A 16,244-nucleotide genomic window follows, 5' to 3' on the forward strand; every position below is an offset into this window, starting at 1 on the left:
GTCCAAATTACGCATACGCGCCGTCCGCTTTACAGGTTCACCATCGTCTGCATCAACTGGTCTTCCGTCTTGATCGTCTGCGCGTTCGCCTGATAGTTGCGCTGCGCGGTGATCATGTGGACCAGTTCAGCCGTCAGGTCGACGTTCGACGCTTCCACGGCGCCGGCCTGCAACTTGCCGAGGTTGGTGCCGCCCGGCACGCCGACGATCGGAATGCCCGAATCGGCCGACTCTGCCCACAGGTTGTTGCCCAGCGGAATCAGGCCCTGCACGTTGTTGAAGTTGGCGAGCGCGACCTGCCCCAGCGTGATCGACTTCGTGTTCGAGTACGTGCCGACGATCGTGCCGTCTGCATTGAACGTGAAGCCCGTCAGGCGGCCCGACGTGTAGCCGTCCTGCGTGAGCGTGTTCGGCGTGTACGTGTTGCCGTATTGCGTCGTGCCGGACAGATTCAGCGTCATGGCGGCGTTCGACGCGCCGTTGCCGTAGGTGATCGTCGGCAACGTCATCGGGCCGGTGACGGCTGCGCCGGTCGAATCCGTCTGCGAAACGAGGCTACCCGCCGAGTTGAACGTCATCGTGCCGATCGGGCCCGTGCCGACTTGCGTCGTGCCATCGACCGAGGCGTACAGCGTCCACGTGGCGTTGTTGGTAGTGGTGTCGACGCTCGACTTCACGAAGTACAGGTTCACGTCGTGTGAATTGCCCAGCGAGTCGTAGACCTTGAGCGACGTGGCGTTCGTGTACGAGTTCGGATCGGTGATCGAGAACGGCGTGGTGTTGACCGCGCTGCGCGAGTCCAGATTGAACTGGCCCGTGATCTTCGTGGTGGCCGTCGGCGCCAGATCGCCCGTCGGGATCTGCAGATCGACCGGCGAAACGCTGTTGATGATGCCGTTCGGGCCGGCGAGGTAGCCGGTCAGGTGATCCCCGTTGGCGTCGACGATGTAGCCGTTCTTGTCGAGCGAGAACTGACCGTTACGCGTATAGGCGATGGTGCCGTTGTTCGACACGCGGAAAAAGCCGTTGCCCGAAATGGCGAGATCGAGCTGACGGTTCGTGACCGTGATGTCGCCCTGCGTGAACTGTTGTGCCACGGTCGACACACGCGTACCGATACCGACGGTGTTGTTGCCCGCACCGAACAGCGAGTTGGCGTAGATGTCGGCGAACTGCGCCTGACCTTGCTTGAAACCGACGGTGGCCGCGTTGGCCACGTTGTTGCCGATGACGTCCAGGTCCTTGGAGGCGGCGTTCAGGCCGCTCAATCCGGTCGAAAATGCCATGGTGATACTCCTGAAATTCGGTTGTCGACGATGTCTGTCGCGATGAAAACGGTTGAGGGCTTACGTCGTTTGAGATCGGTTACAGGATTTCGCGCACGTCGGAGAGCTTGATGTTCGAGCCCGTGCCGACGTTGAGCAACGGCGCACCCGTCGTGCTGGCGACCACGCTCTGCACCTGCGCATACGACAGCAGGTTCGGCGTGATGGCCTGGCCATTGGCCGAAGCGGTCACGCTCAGCGTGTACTTGCCGTCGGCCACTGCGGTGCCGGCGTCGTCCATGCCATCCCACGTGAGGGCCTGCACACCGGCGTCGAGCGCACCGGCGTTGACCGTGCGCACCACCTTGCCGGTGGCGTCCTTGATCTGAATCGTGACGGTGTCGGCGTCGCTCGGCAGTTCGAAGCCGAACGGCGTGGCGGTCTTCGTGACGGTGCCGTCCGTGGCCGTGGTGCTGCCCACACCGATGTTGTTGCCCGGAATCAGCACGCCCTTGCCGACCAGCGCGGCGGCTTGCAGGCTCTGCGTCGAGTTGAGCTGCGAGGTCACCGACGACAGCGTGGTATTCAACTGGGTGATGCCCGAGACCGTGCTGATCTGCGCGAGCTGCGAGGTCACCTGCGAGTTGTCCATCGGGTTGAGCGGGTCCTGGTTGTTCATCTGCGCGACGAGCAACTTCAGGAAGCTGTTCTGCAGATCGTCTGCGGAACCGGCCGAGGACTTCGAGCTGGAGCTGTTGCTCGCCGTGCCGTTGATCGAATCAAGGAACGACTGCGAGAAATTGGCAGCGTTCGACGTGTTGATACTTGCCATTGTTCTGGTCTCCGCGCGGCCCCTTACTGGCCGACCGTGAGGGTTTTGAGCATCAGCGTCTTGGCGGTGTTGAGCGCCTCGACGTTGGCCTGATAAGAACGGGAAGCGGAGATCATGTTGACCATCTCCTCCACCGGATTCACGTTGGGCATGGTCACGTAGCCCTGGGCATTGGCTGCCGGATTCTTCGGGTCGTACACCGTCTTGAGCGGCGAGGGATCGTCGACGACGCCCGCCACCTTCACGCCACCCACGTCGGCCCCCGCCACCGGGTTGACCTGAAACACAACCTGCTTGGCGCGGTACGGCTGGCCGTCCGGGCCGGTCACCGACTCGGCGTTGGCCAGATTGCTGGCCGTAACGTTCATGCGCTGCGACTGGGCCGTCATGGCCGAGCCGGCAACGTCGAAGATGCTCATGAGTGGCATGGCGCTTACCCTTGACTCGTGATGGCTGCCAGCATCGTCTTGATCTGGCTCGACAGGACCGTGAGGCCCGTTTGGTAATGCACGGCGTTATCGGCGAAGTTCACACGCTCGGCGTCGAGTTCGACGGTGTTGCCGTCGACGCTTTGCTGATACGGCACGCGATAGAGCAGCTCCGGCCCCCCTAGTGGCGGGGCGGTGCTCACCCCGCGGCCGGCAATATGGCGCGACGACGTGCGCGAGAGCGATACGCTCGACTCGGTGGCGAGCTGCTGCTGGGCGCCGCGCTCGACCGCCTGACTCAATGCATTGTTGAAGTCGACATCGCGCGACTTGTATCCCGGCGTATCCGCGTTGGCAATATTCGACGAGATCACCTCCTGACGGTAGGCGCGCATGGCCAGCGCCTGCTGGGAAAATCGCAATGCCGCGTCCAGTTTGTCCATGATCTCGTCTCGCCCGATGCTTGCCTTGATGCTGGGTACTGCTCAAGAAACCTGTCCGTGGTGCGCCGGTGGCGACGGGTCTGCGCAGACGAATCTGGCTAACCCCGTGCGATGCGCAGACGGGATGTCCTGCCGGGCCCGGAAAAAGTACGGACCTTTTGGCATGCTTCGCATCGTATGCGTACCCCTCGGGATTCAATCGGAGGAATAGGAAGGAGATTGACCGCCATTTCGAGCCATGCCTCGCGCGGGGACCTCTCTAGAATGCTTCCTGACGGCACCGGGCGGGGTTCGCCCCCCAGGCACAGGAGCGCTGCCTGGTGCCGTCGGCTTCACGAATGGACGTGTACCAGGGGCAGGTTGAGCGTCGCGCACCCCATGAGAGCATCGGGTGGCGGCTGCAAGGAGAGTCAGGATGTCAGGCAAATTCGGCAGCGGTCTTGCCAGTGCCCGCCGCATGCGCGATGCGCAGCGGCAGGGTCTGCGCGCGTCCGTGCGCTTGAGCCTGTGCGGGCTGGCTATCTCACTGGGTCTGGCCAGCCTTGCGATGCCGGGTTTCGCGCTGGCCGCCTCCCCCGCCGCCGGCATTGCGACCGACACCGCCGCACAGAACCTCGGCAACACGCTCGGCCCTGGCGCCATCGTTATCCCCGGCAACAACGCTGCGGGTGGCGTGGCCCCGAACATGCCCAACGTCGTTCACCCGGTCACGACCGCCAGCGTCAATCCGAACGTCGCAAACACCGGGGTTGCCACGGCTAACGCGCAAACGCCGCAGACCGCTGCCCCTCAGAATTCCCAGTTCCAGAACACCGACGCCATTCGTCAGACCGCCGAACGTTTCCTGCGCGAGCAGACGACCGGGTTGCCCGGGCGAGTGGCGATCACCGTCGGCGATGCGGTCTCGGACCGCATGCCCGCGTGCCCGGTGCTCGAGCCGTTCCTGCCGCCCGGCGCGCGCCTGTGGGGCTCGACGACGGTCGGCGTGCGCTGCTCGGGCGAGCGGCCGTGGACGCTGTATCTGCAAGCCCGCGTGAGCATCAACGCCACGTATTTCGTTGCCGCGCGCCAGATCAATCCGGGCGAGACCCTCGGCCCCAACGATCTGTCGCCGCGCCAGGGCGATCTCACGCTGCTGCCGCGCACGGTCGCCACGGATGCCGGTCAGATCGTTGGCACCGTGGCGGTGAACCGCATCACGTCGGGACTGCCGATCCGCTCCGATTTGCTGCGCAGCGCAATTGCCGTTCAGCAAGGTCAAACCGTCCGCGTGGTTTCGCGTGGCTCAGGATTTGAAGTCAGCACCGAGGGCCAGGTGCTCTCGCGGGCCAGCGCAGGCGACCCGGTTCAGGTGCGCACCCGCGCCGGACAGGTCGTCAGCGGCACGGTCAAGACAGGAAAAGGCGGCAACGTCGAGGTCGAAGTTGCGCTTTGAGTAAGCACTTACTACGATTACGTATTCGCTGAAATCACCCGGGCACTTGAACTGGTAACAGGATGTTACTTGCCTAAAGTTATGGCGGATAATGCCGTTACACAGGCAGGTTTCTGGGGAAAGCACATGAAAATCGAACCACCCGCCAATCCGTTGACTGGCGTCGGCGCGAACAAGGCGACGACTGATCGGGCGACCACCGGCACTGTGAATGCCGATGGCTCGGCCGCGCCTGTGGCGAGCGCTGGCAGCGATGCGAGCGTGAGCACGAGCGCACTGTCGTCGGAAATGCGCGCCTTGCAGGCAGCGTTGGCTCAGACGGGCTCGGCAGATATCGATGTTTCCAAGGTCGCCGCGATCAAAGACGCGATTGCCAAGGGCCAGCTCACTATTGATCCCTCCAAGATTGCAGACGGTCTCATTGCGACCGCGCGCGATCTGCTTTCCACGCAATCGAAGTCATGACCACCGATGCCCTGCTGAACGCCCTGTCTGCCGAGACGACCGCCATTGGCGCGTTTTCGGCGTTGCTTGGCGAAGAACAGCAGGCATTGGTCAGCGGCACGCTCGACGTGCTGCCGGAGCTGACCGAGCGCAAGACGCGCGCGGTGGCAGACCTCGCGACACTCGGTCGCGAGCGCGATGCGCAACTGGAAGCCCTAGGCTATACGCCTGACGAGGCCGGCGCCACCGCCGCTGCCGCAACCGACGCCCGCATCGACACCGCCTGGAAAGCGCTGCTTGCCGCCGCGCTCGACGCCAAGCGCGCCAACGACACGAACGGTGTACTGATCAACACGCGTCTGACTTACACGCAGCAAGCCCTGAACGTACTGTACGGCCCGGAGAAGAACGCGCCGCTGTATGGTCCGGATGGCCGCACCACGCCGCGTTCGAGCGGTGGCAGCGTTACCGCCTGACGGCGGTTAAGGGCGTCTCGGCTGAATCAGGTACGGTCTCGCCGTTTGCCCGCATGCCCGCACGACCTAGTTCACAACGCTCCGAACACCCTCCAATGGCCTCGCAGGCTTCGCGTCGAGATAGCGAGGGTCCAACGTATTCCCCATCCTCTGTGACGTATTCAGTTCGATACGTGCAGTGCTTGGTGCCCGCCACCATGGGACCTAGCGTGGGTGTCATCCGAAAATCTCCTCCCTCGTCTCGCCGCGTCCCGGCCGGAGACACGCGGTTATCGCAGCTCTAGCGCGATTTCTTATTGAACGACGGGAAGTCGCCGCCCCGGCGCGCCGATTTCCGGCTCAAACTCGCTGCTCTCCTGATCCCAATTTAGTCGGAGGTCTTCATGAACGTCGATCATGAGTTCGTCGTCATTCCAAACACCATCAAGCAACAGGCTCGCATGCGAGCTTACGAGATCATGTTTGATATACCCGCGTTTCGCACCAACGAGCACCTTCATCCAGCAGAAGTCAACGTCGCTCGAATGAAGTTTCATTACCACCCTAGAAAGCGACTGGTCGAGTTCTTTTCCTTCCAGGAGTATCTCTGCAAATACGCCAGTCTCGCCATGACACTTGAGCAGGCCTGCGGGTCTATCATCGACGACTTTTTTGAGTCGATTGAGCCAATTCAATGTGAATTGATCGTGCAGAACGAGTTGCCAGATTGTGCAAATGTCACGATCCGTGCCTCACGAGGATGGATCGACGCAATCCACTCGCCGGCCGCCTCTTCGCCAATACCCGGGAAGAGAATTGCGCTCCTCACCTGAATTGATGCGAATGAATATTCCGGACACCATCGGTATTGTGGGCGCGCTCACCGTGGTCATGGCCTACTTCCTGAACCTTCACGGAACGCTCTCGACAGCTGGGTACAAGTATTCGGCCTTGAACTTGGGCGGGTCGCTGATGATCGTCTATTCGCTGGCCTACAACCCGAATCCCGCCTCGCTGTTGATTGAAATATTCTGGGCCTCAATCAGCGCGTATGGCCTGTACAAGTCGTACAGAAACCGAGGATCAAGATGATGCGAAGGCACGTTCTTTTGGGCACGACAGGCAGTATTGGCGCGAAAGACACGGTCAAATTGATCGAGTTGCTTAGCAAGAAGCATGAAGTACAGGTTATTGCATCCGCGCCTTCACTCGCGTTCTTCGATCTGGCCACGGCTCGTCGACGCGCGACGATTCACACGGATGAAGACGATTGGTACGTGTGGCGGCAACGCGGCGATCAGATCCTGCACATTTCGCTGAGGAATTGGGCCGATATCTTCGTCATTGCACCAACGACGGCCAACACACTCGGAAAACTGGCGTCCGGCATTTGCGACAACTTGCTCACGACAACCTGTCGGGCATGGCAAATCAGGAGTAAGCCCCTCCTGGTAGCCCCATCCATGAACAAGTTTATGTGGGAGCACCCATTAACAGACATGCATCTCGAGCGACTTCGGGCTTGGAAGATTGGCGTAATACCACCTAGAGAGAAGTGGTTGGCCGGCGGAGACTTTGGCCCCGCCGCAATGGCCACGCCAGAACATGTTGTTGCCCATGTCGAGCACGCGCTCTCTGTTCGCAAAGAGGATTAGTTCGCCGACGTCCACGCCTTCTCGCGCAGCGTCGCGCGCAGGCGGGAAATCGCCTGGCTGTGCAACTGGCAGACGCGTGACTCGCTCACTTCGAGCACCGCACCGATCTCGCGAAGGTTCAGTCCCTGCTCGTAGTACAGACTCATCAGCAACTTCTCGCGCTCGGGCAAGCGGTCGATGGCGTCGACCACCCCACCACGCAATCCCTCGTCGAGCAGCATCGTCAGCGGATCGGCGCCCGGGTCCGAACAGATCCGGTCGATGAACGGCTCTTCGTCCGCCGCTTCGAAATCTTCGTAATAGATCAGCTGACAGCCGTGCACGTCCTGCAGCATCTGCTGATACTCGGACAGCCCGATGGACATCTCGCCGGCAATCTCGCTCTCCGACGGCCCCCGGCCCAGTCGCTGCTCCAGCCGCTGCACCGCCTGTTCGATCTGACGCGCCGTCTTGCGAATCCCACGCGACGCCCAGTCCAGCTCGCGCAACTCGTCGAGCATCGCCCCGCGAATGCGCTGGCTCGCATAGGTTTCGAATTGCGCGCCCTGCGTCTCCTGATATCGGTTCGACGCATCGAGCAACCCCAGCATGCCGGCCTGAATCAGGTCTTCCAATTCCACGCTCGCCGGCAGCTTCGCCATCAATTGCAGCGCCAGACGGCGCACCAATGGCGCGTATTGGGTCAGCGTGTCGTTCGTGTCGACCTTCCCGCGCGCGGTATACATGTTTCCCTCCGCTTCCTCTCGACGCGTGCCTTGACGCTCAGACCGTGTGGGCGCTGAGCGCGCCCACATCATGCGTCAGTTCGCTGCCACGATCGGCGCCGAGCGCCGCCGGCCCTGTCTCGCGCATCGCCAACGGCCAATGCATCACCTGTGCCGCCAACTGACGATACGCCACCGCCGACGGCGCCATCGGGAACGCATCGACCACCGTGCGCGTCAGTTGCCGCGCACGCATGACCTGCCGATCCGTCGGCACATGGCCGGCCAGTTCCAGCGACACCGCCAGATAGCGGCTCGCCGTCGTTGCCAGATTACGGCACACCACACGTGCCTCCATATCTTCCGCCCGGTTCACCAACACCCGGAATTGCGCCAGCGCATAGTCGTAATGCGCCTGCTTGATCCACGAATAGGCCCCCGTGATCGATGCCGGTTCGCAACCGAGCACCACCATGACATCGTGCGCATGGGCAGCCAGCGGGCTGAGCACCGCGCCAGCGTGCGTGCAATCGATAACCACGATGTCGGGGTCGCCCGTCGTCAGCAACGGCAACGCGCGCGACGGATCGATACGTTCGGGATGACGGTGCGCCACCGGCACCAGGACCACGTTGTCGCGCGTATGAACGCGAATCGCCTCGGGCGAGACACGCCCGGCGAGCACATCATGGATATCGCCGCGCAGCGGCAAGCCGAGGGCCGGCGCCGCATGGCCGCTCTCGTCGGCCAGCACGACATCCTGACCGTGATGGGCCAGCGCACTGGCCAGATTCAGCGCCGCACTCGTCTGACCCGCTTCAGGCGCACTCCCCACCACCGCAACGATACGCGTGGTGTGGCGCGCCACCAGTCGGCGCAGCCCCTCAGCCTGATCGACTACGAGTTTAACCAAAGCAGGCCTCGCCTGAAGGTTGAGCAGGCGCGAACAGCCCGCTGTAGTTGGGATCGACTCCGCGCACCACCGCCGGCAAATCTTCCTCGGCCGGCACGAACGGCGAACCCGTCACCGGCGCAGAAAGCGCCGTATCGATCAGGAACTGCCGGTCTGCCACGTGCAGATTCTCCGGCACTCGCTGCCCCGTGGAAACGTAATGCACCGGCAAACGGTGACGAATCACCGTATCGAGCACCGAACCGAGATTGGTCGTCTCGTCGAGTTTCGTCAGGATACACCCGGCGAGATCACCGCCGCCGTCCGCACTGGCGCTGCGATAGGCATGCACCACTTCGTTGAGCGTGTCGCCATGACTCGTCGCATTGAGCAACAGCAGACGTTGCACCGGTGTCTCCGCGCCGCACAACATCGCGACCTGTTCTGGCACCGTGCGATCGCGCTGACTCATGCCCACCGTGTCAATCAGCACCATATGTTTGTTGCGCAACTCGGTCAGCGCAAGACGCAGATCCGTGGCGTCCTTCACCGCATGCACCGTCACGCCGAGAATCTTGCCGTAGATGCGCAATTGTTCATGGCCGCCGATACGATAGCTGTCGGTCGTGAGCAGTGCGAGCTTCTCGGCGCCGTGACGCATCACGCAACGCGCCGCGAGCTTGGCCGTCGTCGTGGTCTTGCCCACGCCGGTCGGCCCCATTAGCGCATACACGCCGCCCCGGTCCATCAGTTCGTCTTCGTTCGGCATGATGGGCAGGTTGCGCGTGAGCGCGCTCTTCACCCAGTCGAGCCCATTCTCGCGGTCGCTCCCTTCCGGCAGATGCTCCAGCAATGCGCGACCCAGTTGCGCCGAGAACCCGGCCGCGAGCAGCGTGCGCAGAATCTCGCCCTGTGCCGGCGAGCGGCGTTGCTTGTCGTTCCAGACCAGCCCCGCGACCTGCTCTTCGAGCAACCCGCGCATGCTCTGGAGTTCGCCCATCATGGTCTGGGCAAACGCGCTCGCCGCAGCCGCGTCATGGGGACTTACCGCCGACGTTGCAGCGACCGGCGCAGGCGCTGCCGGGCGTGGACGCGGCCGGTGCGTCGGCATGTCGCCGCCCGCGAGCGCGTCGAGATCCTCTTCCGCCAGCGCGACGATTTCCACGCCGTTGGCGACCGAGCGGTTGGACAACACGACCGCATCGGGTCCGATTTCCTCGCGAATCTGGCGCAGTGCGTCGCGGCACGTGCCCGCAAAGAATTTCCGAATCTTCACGCTTGACCTCCGATGAGTGCCGTCATTTTCACGTTCCGTGTGTCAGGCACTTCCGCATACGACAAAACCTTGAGCTGCGGCAGGCTGCGGCGCAGGAAGCGCGAGAGCAGCGAACGCAGCGGATGTTGGACCAGCAATACCGGCGGCAATCCCTGGCGCTCCTGACGCGCCACGGCTGCCTGTGTTTCGCGCAGCAACGTGTCCGCGAGGCCCGGCTCGAGACCGGTGCCTCCGCCTGCGGACAATGCCTGCGTGAGAATGCGTTCGAGATTGGCGTCGAGCCCGACCACTTCGAGGTCGCCGCTGCCCGGGAACACGCTCTGCGTGATCGCGCGGCCAAGCGCCAGGCGCACCAGCGCCGTGAGGTCGTAAGGGTCCTGCACGCGCGCGCCGTGCTCGGCAATCGTGTCGATGATCGTGCGCATGTCGCGAATCGGCACCCGCTCCTCGAGCAGGTTCTGCAACACCTTCTGCAACGTGGTGAGCGCAACGGTCTTCGGCACCAGATCTTCGATGAGCTTCGGCGCATCCTTGCCGATGCGCTCGATGAGCTGCTGCACTTCCTGACGTCCGAGCAACTCGTGCGAATGAGCGTTGATCAGGTGATTCAAATGCGTGGCGACTACGGTGCCGGCGTCGACCACCGTATAACCGTAGGCCTGCGCCTGATCGCGCTGGCCGACGTCGATCCACGTGGCCGGCAGACCGAAGGCGGGGTCGCGCGTCGGCGTGCCTTGCAGCGGCGCACTGACCTGCCCCGGATCGATGGCGAGCAGTTGGCCGGGGTACGCTTCGCCCTCGCCGATGATCACGCCCTTGAGCGTGATGCGGTACTGGTTCGGGCGCAGCTCCAGGTTGTCTCGGATGTGCACCACCGGCGCGAGGAAGCCGATTTCCTGTGCGAATTTCTTGCGAATGCCCTTGATCCGCTTGAGCAACTCGCCGTCCTGATTGCGGTCGACGAGCGGAATCAGGCGATAGCCGACTTCCAACCCCAGCGGGTCGACGAGCGCCACGTCGTCCCACGAGGCTTCGGCCACTTCGGCCGGCGCGGTCGATGCCACCGGCGTGGGACGCGTCGCCTGTTGCTTGGCCGCCTCGGCCTTGCGGAACTGCCAACGGGCGAGTGCGCCCAGACCGATCGCCAACAGCAGGAAGGCGAAGTGCGGCATGCCCGGGATCAGGCCCATCAGTCCGAGAATTGCCGCCGTGATGCCGAGCACACGCGGATTGCTGAACAGTTGCGAGACGACCTGCTGGCCAACGTCTTCGTCGGTGGCCACCCGGGAGACCACCACACCGGCGGCCGTCGAGATCACCAGGGCCGGGATCTGCGCGACGAGACCGTCACCGATGGTCAGCAGCGTGTAGTTCTTGGCGGCCAGGCCGATGTCCAGCCCGTGCTGGACCACGCCGACGATCAGCCCACCGACGATGTTGATGACCATGATGAGCAGACCGGCAACTGCGTCCCCGCGCACGAACTTCGATGCACCGTCCATCGAGCCGTAGAAGTCGGCTTCCTGCGCGATCACCGAGCGGCGCTTGCGCGCTTCCTCTTCGCCGATCAGGCCGGCGTTCAGGTCGGCGTCGATGGCCATCTGCTTGCCGGGCATGGCGTCGAGGGTAAAGCGCGCGCCCACTTCGGCGATACGCCCCGCCCCCTTCGTAATCACCATGAAGTTGATGACCACGAGGATGATGAACACCACGATACCGACGGCGTAGTTGCCCCCCACGAGGAAGTGGCCGAACGCCTCGATCACCTTGCCGGCGGCGTCCGGGCCGGTGTGGCCTTCGAGCAGCACCACGCGCGTCGACGCCACGTTCAGTGACAGTCGCAGCAGCGTGGAGAACAGCAGCACGCTCGGGAACGCCGCAAAGTCGAGCGGCTTTTGCGTGTACATGCTCACGAGCAGCACCATCACCGCCAGGGCGATGTTGAAGGTGAACAGCAGATCCAGGATGAACGGCGGCAACGGGAGGATCATCATGCCCAGAATCATGATGATCAGCACCGGCGCGGCAAGCGACTTCAGACTGCCGCCGAGGAGCATTTGCGACGAGCGCAGCAACTGGTTCGCGCGAGGGTTGAGGTTCATTCGTTACACTCGTTTCGACCCGGCGCGCCGCGGCGCGTCGAGTTCGGCCGGCACCGGCAGGTCCGACGGAACGTTCGGTTCCACGCCCCCTTCGGTACGCCAGCGGCGAAGCTGGAAGACCCACGCCAGCACTTCGGCCACGGCCGTGTACAGCGTGGCCGGGATTTCGTGGCCGATCTCGACGTGCGCATGCAGCGCGCGAGCGAGCGGCGGAGCTTCGAGAATCGGGATGTTGTGCTGCGCACCCATTTCGCGGATGCGCTGCGCCACCAGGTCGGTGCCCTTGGCCAGCACACGCGGCGCGCGCATGTTGTCCTTGTATTCGAGGGCGACGGCAAAGTGCGTCGGGTTGGTCACGATCACGTCGGCCTTGGGCACGTCCTGCATCATGCGGCGGCGTGCGGCCTGACGCTGCAACTGACGAATGTGCGCCTTGAGGTGCGGGTCGCCTTCCGACTCCTTGTTCTCCTGACGCACTTCCTCTTTGGTCATGCGCAACTTCTTGTAGTGCTGCCAGAGCTGGAACGGAATATCGATGGCCGCCACCAGCAGCAGTGACGACACGATGAACGCGCAGCACACCACGATCATCTCGCCCACATGTGGCAGGGCGGCGCGCGGCGACTGGGTCATCAGGCCCATCACGGCGTCTTTGTCGCGGGCGATCGCCCAGTAAGCCACCGCGCCGACGAGCACGGTCTTCGCCACCGCCTTGATCAGCTCGACCAGACCTTGCGTCGAGAACATGCGGCCCAGCCCCTTGAGCGGGTTCAGACGGCCGAAGTTGGGAGCGAGCGATTTGGTCGTGAAGAGCCAGCCGCCGAGCGCCATCGGGGCCGCAATGGCCGCGATCACCAGCACGCCGAGCAACGGGGCGATGGTGATGAGAGCGTCGGCGCCCGAGTGAGCGGCATAGGACAGCATGCGATGGGTGTCGAGGGCGGTGCCCGGCTCGAACGCCATGCCGTGACGCATGAGTTGCGCGAAGCCTTGCGAGATCCGGTCGGCCGTCATCCACAGGCCGGCGACCCCGGCCGCCAGCAAGGCGAACGTGGAAAGCTCGCGCGAACGCGCAACCTGCCCCTCCTCGCGCGCCTTTTCAAGACGCCGGGGAGACGCAGGTTCCGACTTTTCGAGATCGCTTTCCTCAGCCATGCCCTATCCACAGCGGGCGGACGAACCCACCCTATCGCGACCGATTATGGCCGTAACCGTCAAGTCACAAAGGGGGGAATAGAGGCGGGATTGGGCGGTATTTCGTGACGGCGGCCAAATCGGGTTGGCGCCGGGACCGGCACAGGGGCCGGAAAGCCACGCCCGCCAGGCCGGTCACCGGCTGGCGGGGCGCTCACTCAGAAGCCGAGGCTGGCGAGCAGGTCGTCGACTTGCCCCTGATCGGCCACGATGTCGGTGCGGCCTTCCTTCTTGATCTGCGGCCCGTTGAGCAGCGAGTCTTCGGCCTCTTTGCGTTTCTCGGGCGGCATGTTCTCGAGCAGCGTCTGGAGCAGGTGCTTCTCGATTTCCTGCACGACATCCATGACCTTCTTGATGACCTGACCGGTCAGATCCTGGAAGTCCTGCGCCATCATGATTTCCATCAGATGGTTGTTGGTCGCGCGGGTGTCTTCGGGTACGCGACGCAGATAGGTGCGTGTCTCGAGCACGAGCTTGCGCGCATCCTCAAGTTCGAGCGGCTCGTCGAACCACTTGGCCCAGCGTTCGTCGAGGGCGTTGGCATCCGCTTCGAGACGATCCTGAAGCGGCTTGGCCAATTCGATGGCGGTGAGCGCCCGCACCGCCGCCTGCTCGGTCATGGTCGCGACGTAGTTCAGACGGTCGCGCGCATCGGGAATCGCTTCGGCAGCTTGCTCGAGTTGCTTGTCCAGACCCAGCTCACGCAGGTTGTCGCGCAACATGCGTGTCAACTGGCCGATGCGCATCAGCATGCGCTCGGCGGGGTCCGCCTCGCCGGTCACGTAAGCGCCATCGGGCTCACCCGGCCATTCAGTGCTCGCCTCGTGGGTCACGCTCAGGCCCCCGTCTTTTCCATTTTCTCGAAGATCTTGCCCAGCTTTTCATCCAGGGTCGCGGCCGTGAACGGCTTGACCACGTAACCGCTCGCCCCTGCCTGGGCAGCGGCGATGATGTTTTCCTTCTTCGCTTCGGCCGTCACCATCAGCACCGGCAGCTTCGAGAGGTTCGGATCGGCACGAATCTGCTGGAGCATGGTCAGGCCGTCCATGTTCGGCATGTTCCAGTCCGACACCACGAATTCGAAGCTACCGCCGCGCAGCTTGGCCAGCGCCGCCAGACCGTCTTCCGCTTCGTCGACATTGGAGAAGCCCAACTCCTTGAGCAGGTTTCGCACAATGCGGCGCATCGTCGGAAAATCGTCGACGACCAGGAATTTCATGTTCTTGTCTACCATCATTACTCCAATTCGGCCGGCACCCCTCGGGGGCCGGCGATATTCATGGGCAAATTCCGCCGTCACTCAGTGCCCAGAGTGTGTCCGCAAATCGTGACGAACGATACGGCGAAAAAACGCCAAAAAGCGCTTTACTATACCCGTTGGGTGCGTTCGCCAAATTTCGCGACCTGATGCAGCACTTTGCGGGCCATCTCGTGCAGCGGCACCACTTCTTCCGCGCCACCCATCGCAATGGCCTCGCGCGGCATGCCGAATACGATACAGCTCGCTTCGTCCTGCGCGAAGGTGTACGCGCCGGCCCGGCGCATCTCCACGAGACCGGCGGCACCGTCGCGCCCCATGCCCGTGAGAATCACCCCGATTGCGTTACGTCCCGCATGGACCGCTGCGGAGCGAAACAATACATCGACCGACGGCCGATGTCGATTCACCGGCGGCGCCGGGTCGAGCAAGGCGACATAGTTCGCACCGCTTCGCGAGAGCTGCAAGTGCGTGTCGCCGCCCGGCGCGATGTACGCGTGCCCCGGCAACACCCGCTCCCCATGCTCGGCTTCCTTCACCGTGATGCGGCACAGCCCGTTCAGGCGCTGCGCGAACGACTTGGTGAAGCCCGCCGGCATATGCTGGGTGATCAGAATCGCCGGCGCATCCGGCGGCATCGGCACCAGTACCTCGCGAATCGCTTCGGTTCCGCCAGTCGACGCGCCAATGATGATCAGCTTTTCCGTCGACACGAGCGGGTTGCGCAGCATCGGCGCCGCTTCGACCGGCACCGGCACCGCGCTCTTGGGCGGAGCGCTCCGTACCCGGGCGCGGGCGGCGGCCCGAATCTTGTCGGCGATCATCTCGCCGTATTCGAGCATGCCGTCGCGAATGCCCAGCCGCGGCTTGGTCACGAAGTCCACCGCGCCGAGTTCGAGCGCACGCAGCGTGACTTCCGAGCCGCGCTCGGTCAGCGACGACACCATCAACACCGGCATCGGACGCAGGCGCATGAGCTTCTCGAGGAAGTCCAGCCCGTCCATGCGCGGCATTTCGACGTCGAGCGTGAGCACGTCCGGATTGAACTGCTTGATCAGGTCGCGCGCCACGAGCGGATCGGGGGCGGTCGCCACAACGGTCATGTCCGGTTGCGCATTGATGATCTCCGTCATCAAGCTGCGCACGAGTGCGGAATCGTCCACGCACAGGACTTTGATTGGTTCGCTCAAGCCTCCTCCATTTGTCGGTTGTCAGGCCCCGGCCGAGGCTTGGCATTTCTGGCCGGTGGCGCAAAAAGTTCTACGGAGCCCCGTACTTCGCGTGCGCGCAAACGTTGCGCGTACGCCTGTTCGCGCTGAACGATGGCCGGATCGCCCCGGTCGCCCAGCTTCTTGACCATCACCCGGCCGGTACGCGGCAAAAAACACACCTTGCGCGGATGCGGTCCGAGCAGATCCTGCGCGGTCACGCGAATCTGCTCCATCTCGAGATAGCGCAACACGAAATTCGCATTGCGATCGCCGATATTCAATGTGGTCATGCCGGCCAGCACTGCGCCGCCGCCGAAGACTTTCGCCTCGAGCCGTTCGCGCCTGGCGCCAAGCTTGATCAACTCGTTGATGAGCATTTCCATGGCATACGCGCCGTAGCGCATGGACGCCGAGAGTATCCGATCGCGCTCGCTCTCGCCATCGTCCGGCAGCATGAAATGATTCATGCCGCCAATGCCGGTGACGCTGTCGCGCACACACGCCGCCACACACGAGCCCAGTACCGTCACGAGCATGATGTCCTCGGTCGTGACGTAATACTCCGACGGCAGCAACTTCACCGCCTGCGTGTTGAACGCATTGTCGAAGTAATGGTTGGTCGCGAGGGCTTCGGCCAATGGCTGGGACAT

At 63.3% G+C, this 16,244-nt stretch carries 19 protein-coding genes; 6 read left to right on the top strand and 13 right to left on the bottom strand.

What is annotated here, in order from left to right; genetic code table 11:
* Positions 1 to 29: 29 nt before the first annotated feature.
* The 4 genes from flgE to flgB all read right to left on the bottom strand — a co-directional run bounded on the left by flgE (position 30) and on the right by flgB (position 2,971).
* Positions 30 to 1,286 carry a flagellar hook protein FlgE gene (gene flgE / locus PI93_RS24145; RefSeq protein WP_039366441.1) on the bottom strand — a complete coding sequence of 419 codons (1,257 nt, stop codon included), beginning with the start codon at positions 1,284 to 1,286 and terminating at the stop codon, positions 30 to 32.
* Positions 1,287 to 1,365: 79 nt separating this feature from the next.
* Positions 1,366 to 2,097 carry a flagellar hook assembly protein FlgD gene (flgD, locus tag PI93_RS24150; protein WP_052240417.1) on the bottom strand — a complete coding sequence of 244 codons (732 nt, stop codon included), beginning with the start codon at positions 2,095 to 2,097 and terminating at the stop codon, positions 1,366 to 1,368.
* A 23-nt stretch (positions 2,098 to 2,120) separates the two neighbouring features.
* A complete protein-coding gene (gene flgC, locus PI93_RS24155; protein WP_023598365.1) occupies positions 2,121 to 2,525 on the bottom strand; it encodes a flagellar basal body rod protein FlgC in 405 nt (134 codons plus the stop codon).
* Positions 2,526 to 2,530: 5 nt separating this feature from the next.
* Entirely contained in the window at positions 2,531 to 2,971 is a 441-nt protein-coding gene (gene flgB / locus PI93_RS24160; protein WP_039366436.1) for a flagellar basal body rod protein FlgB, read from the bottom strand.
* A 412-nt stretch (positions 2,972 to 3,383) separates the two neighbouring features.
* On the opposite strand from flgB, the gene flgA reads away from it, so the two are divergent.
* From flgA to PI93_RS24190, 6 genes are all read left to right on the top strand, one after another.
* Positions 3,384 to 4,403: a flagellar basal body P-ring formation chaperone FlgA gene (gene flgA, locus PI93_RS24165; protein WP_052240416.1), complete on the top strand. Its 1,020-nt coding sequence runs from the start codon at positions 3,384 to 3,386 to the stop codon at positions 4,401 to 4,403.
* A gap of 126 nt (positions 4,404 to 4,529) precedes the next feature.
* Positions 4,530 to 4,868: a flagellar biosynthesis anti-sigma factor FlgM gene (gene flgM, locus PI93_RS24170; RefSeq protein WP_039366433.1), complete on the top strand. Its 339-nt coding sequence runs from the start codon at positions 4,530 to 4,532 to the stop codon at positions 4,866 to 4,868.
* Positions 4,865 to 5,323: a flagella synthesis protein FlgN gene (locus PI93_RS24175; RefSeq protein ID WP_039366431.1), complete on the top strand. Its 459-nt coding sequence runs from the start codon at positions 4,865 to 4,867 to the stop codon at positions 5,321 to 5,323. The genes flgM and PI93_RS24175 overlap by 4 nt, the downstream gene beginning before the upstream one ends.
* Positions 5,324 to 5,706: 383 nt before the next feature.
* Positions 5,707 to 6,135 carry a hypothetical protein gene (locus PI93_RS24180; RefSeq protein WP_039366428.1) on the top strand — a complete coding sequence of 143 codons (429 nt, stop codon included), beginning with the start codon at positions 5,707 to 5,709 and terminating at the stop codon, positions 6,133 to 6,135.
* 10 nt (positions 6,136 to 6,145) lie between these two features.
* Positions 6,146 to 6,394, top strand: coding sequence for a CBU_0592 family membrane protein (locus tag PI93_RS24185; RefSeq protein ID WP_052240415.1), 249 nt, complete (start codon positions 6,146 to 6,148; stop codon positions 6,392 to 6,394).
* A complete protein-coding gene (locus PI93_RS24190) occupies positions 6,391 to 6,957 on the top strand; it encodes a flavoprotein (RefSeq protein WP_039366420.1) in 567 nt (188 codons plus the stop codon). Before PI93_RS24185 ends, PI93_RS24190 begins: the two co-directional genes overlap by 4 nt.
* Here PI93_RS24190 and PI93_RS24195 read toward each other — a convergent pair.
* The 9 genes from PI93_RS24195 to cheD all read right to left on the bottom strand — a co-directional run bounded on the left by PI93_RS24195 (position 6,954) and on the right by cheD (position 16,244).
* Entirely contained in the window at positions 6,954 to 7,682 is a 729-nt protein-coding gene (locus PI93_RS24195) for an RNA polymerase sigma factor FliA (protein ID WP_039366417.1), read from the bottom strand. The genes PI93_RS24190 and PI93_RS24195 overlap by 4 nt on opposite strands.
* A 37-nt stretch (positions 7,683 to 7,719) precedes the next feature.
* Positions 7,720 to 8,574 carry a MinD/ParA family ATP-binding protein gene (locus tag PI93_RS24200; protein WP_052240414.1) on the bottom strand — a complete coding sequence of 285 codons (855 nt, stop codon included), beginning with the start codon at positions 8,572 to 8,574 and terminating at the stop codon, positions 7,720 to 7,722.
* The gene (gene flhF / locus PI93_RS24205) at positions 8,567 to 9,829 is read right to left on the bottom strand and encodes a flagellar biosynthesis protein FlhF (RefSeq protein WP_039366415.1); all 1,263 of its coding nucleotides are present in this window, start codon (positions 9,827 to 9,829) and stop codon (positions 8,567 to 8,569) included. The genes PI93_RS24200 and flhF overlap by 8 nt, the downstream gene beginning before the upstream one ends.
* A complete protein-coding gene (flhA, locus tag PI93_RS24210; RefSeq protein ID WP_407945374.1) occupies positions 9,826 to 11,886 on the bottom strand; it encodes a flagellar biosynthesis protein FlhA in 2,061 nt (686 codons plus the stop codon). The genes flhF and flhA overlap by 4 nt, the downstream gene beginning before the upstream one ends.
* 48 nt (positions 11,887 to 11,934) lie before the next feature.
* Positions 11,935 to 13,086: a flagellar biosynthesis protein FlhB gene (flhB, locus tag PI93_RS24215; protein WP_039366411.1), complete on the bottom strand. Its 1,152-nt coding sequence runs from the start codon at positions 13,084 to 13,086 to the stop codon at positions 11,935 to 11,937.
* A gap of 197 nt (positions 13,087 to 13,283) precedes the next feature.
* Positions 13,284 to 13,964 (bottom strand): protein phosphatase CheZ, encoded by a 681-nt coding sequence (gene cheZ, locus PI93_RS24220; protein WP_080759034.1) that lies wholly within the window; start codon positions 13,962 to 13,964, stop codon positions 13,284 to 13,286.
* Positions 13,961 to 14,359 carry a chemotaxis response regulator CheY gene (cheY, locus tag PI93_RS24225; protein ID WP_039366408.1) on the bottom strand — a complete coding sequence of 133 codons (399 nt, stop codon included), beginning with the start codon at positions 14,357 to 14,359 and terminating at the stop codon, positions 13,961 to 13,963. The genes cheZ and cheY overlap by 4 nt, the downstream gene beginning before the upstream one ends.
* A gap of 134 nt (positions 14,360 to 14,493) precedes the next feature.
* Complete coding sequence (locus PI93_RS24230) at positions 14,494 to 15,516, bottom strand: protein-glutamate methylesterase/protein-glutamine glutaminase (protein ID WP_052240433.1); 1,023 nt, start codon at positions 15,514 to 15,516, stop codon at positions 14,494 to 14,496.
* 53 nt (positions 15,517 to 15,569) lie between these two features.
* Positions 15,570 to 16,244, bottom strand: a complete 675-nt coding sequence (gene cheD, locus PI93_RS24235; protein ID WP_039366402.1) for a chemoreceptor glutamine deamidase CheD — start codon at positions 16,242 to 16,244, stop codon at positions 15,570 to 15,572.

It is taken from the genome of Pandoraea fibrosis (genome assembly GCF_000807775.2).
Classification (GTDB): domain Bacteria; phylum Pseudomonadota; class Gammaproteobacteria; order Burkholderiales; family Burkholderiaceae; genus Pandoraea; species Pandoraea fibrosis.

What these genes read in the sequence shown, in the direction of transcription:
- flgE (WP_039366441.1), bottom strand. Translation starts at nt 1,286, where the DNA reads ATGGCATTTTCGACCGGATTGAGCGGCCTGAACGCCGCCTCCAAGGAC.
- flgD (WP_052240417.1), bottom strand. Translation starts at nt 2,097, where the DNA reads ATGGCAAGTATCAACACGTCGAACGCTGCCAATTTCTCGCAGTCGTTC.
- flgC (WP_023598365.1), bottom strand. Translation starts at nt 2,525, where the DNA reads ATGCCACTCATGAGCATCTTCGACGTTGCCGGCTCGGCCATGACGGCC.
- flgA (WP_052240416.1), top strand. Translation starts at nt 3,384, where the DNA reads ATGTCAGGCAAATTCGGCAGCGGTCTTGCCAGTGCCCGCCGCATGCGC.
- flgM (WP_039366433.1), top strand. Translation starts at nt 4,530, where the DNA reads ATGAAAATCGAACCACCCGCCAATCCGTTGACTGGCGTCGGCGCGAAC.
- PI93_RS24175 (WP_039366431.1), top strand. Translation starts at nt 4,865, where the DNA reads ATGACCACCGATGCCCTGCTGAACGCCCTGTCTGCCGAGACGACCGCC.
- PI93_RS24180 (WP_039366428.1), top strand. Translation starts at nt 5,707, where the DNA reads ATGAACGTCGATCATGAGTTCGTCGTCATTCCAAACACCATCAAGCAA.
- PI93_RS24185 (WP_052240415.1), top strand. Translation starts at nt 6,146, where the DNA reads ATGAATATTCCGGACACCATCGGTATTGTGGGCGCGCTCACCGTGGTC.
- PI93_RS24190 (WP_039366420.1), top strand. Translation starts at nt 6,391, where the DNA reads ATGATGCGAAGGCACGTTCTTTTGGGCACGACAGGCAGTATTGGCGCG.
- PI93_RS24195 (WP_039366417.1), bottom strand. Translation starts at nt 7,682, where the DNA reads ATGTATACCGCGCGCGGGAAGGTCGACACGAACGACACGCTGACCCAA.
- flhA (WP_407945374.1), bottom strand. Translation starts at nt 11,886, where the DNA reads ATGCTCCTCGGCGGCAGTCTGAAGTCGCTTGCCGCGCCGGTGCTGATC.
- flhB (WP_039366411.1), bottom strand. Translation starts at nt 13,086, where the DNA reads ATGGCTGAGGAAAGCGATCTCGAAAAGTCGGAACCTGCGTCTCCCCGG.
- cheY (WP_039366408.1), bottom strand. Translation starts at nt 14,359, where the DNA reads ATGGTAGACAAGAACATGAAATTCCTGGTCGTCGACGATTTTCCGACG.
- PI93_RS24230 (WP_052240433.1), bottom strand. Translation starts at nt 15,516, where the DNA reads ATGACGGAGATCATCAATGCGCAACCGGACATGACCGTTGTGGCGACC.
- cheD (WP_039366402.1), bottom strand. Translation starts at nt 16,244, where the DNA reads ATGTCCCAGCCATTGGCCGAAGCCCTCGCGACCAACCATTACTTCGAC.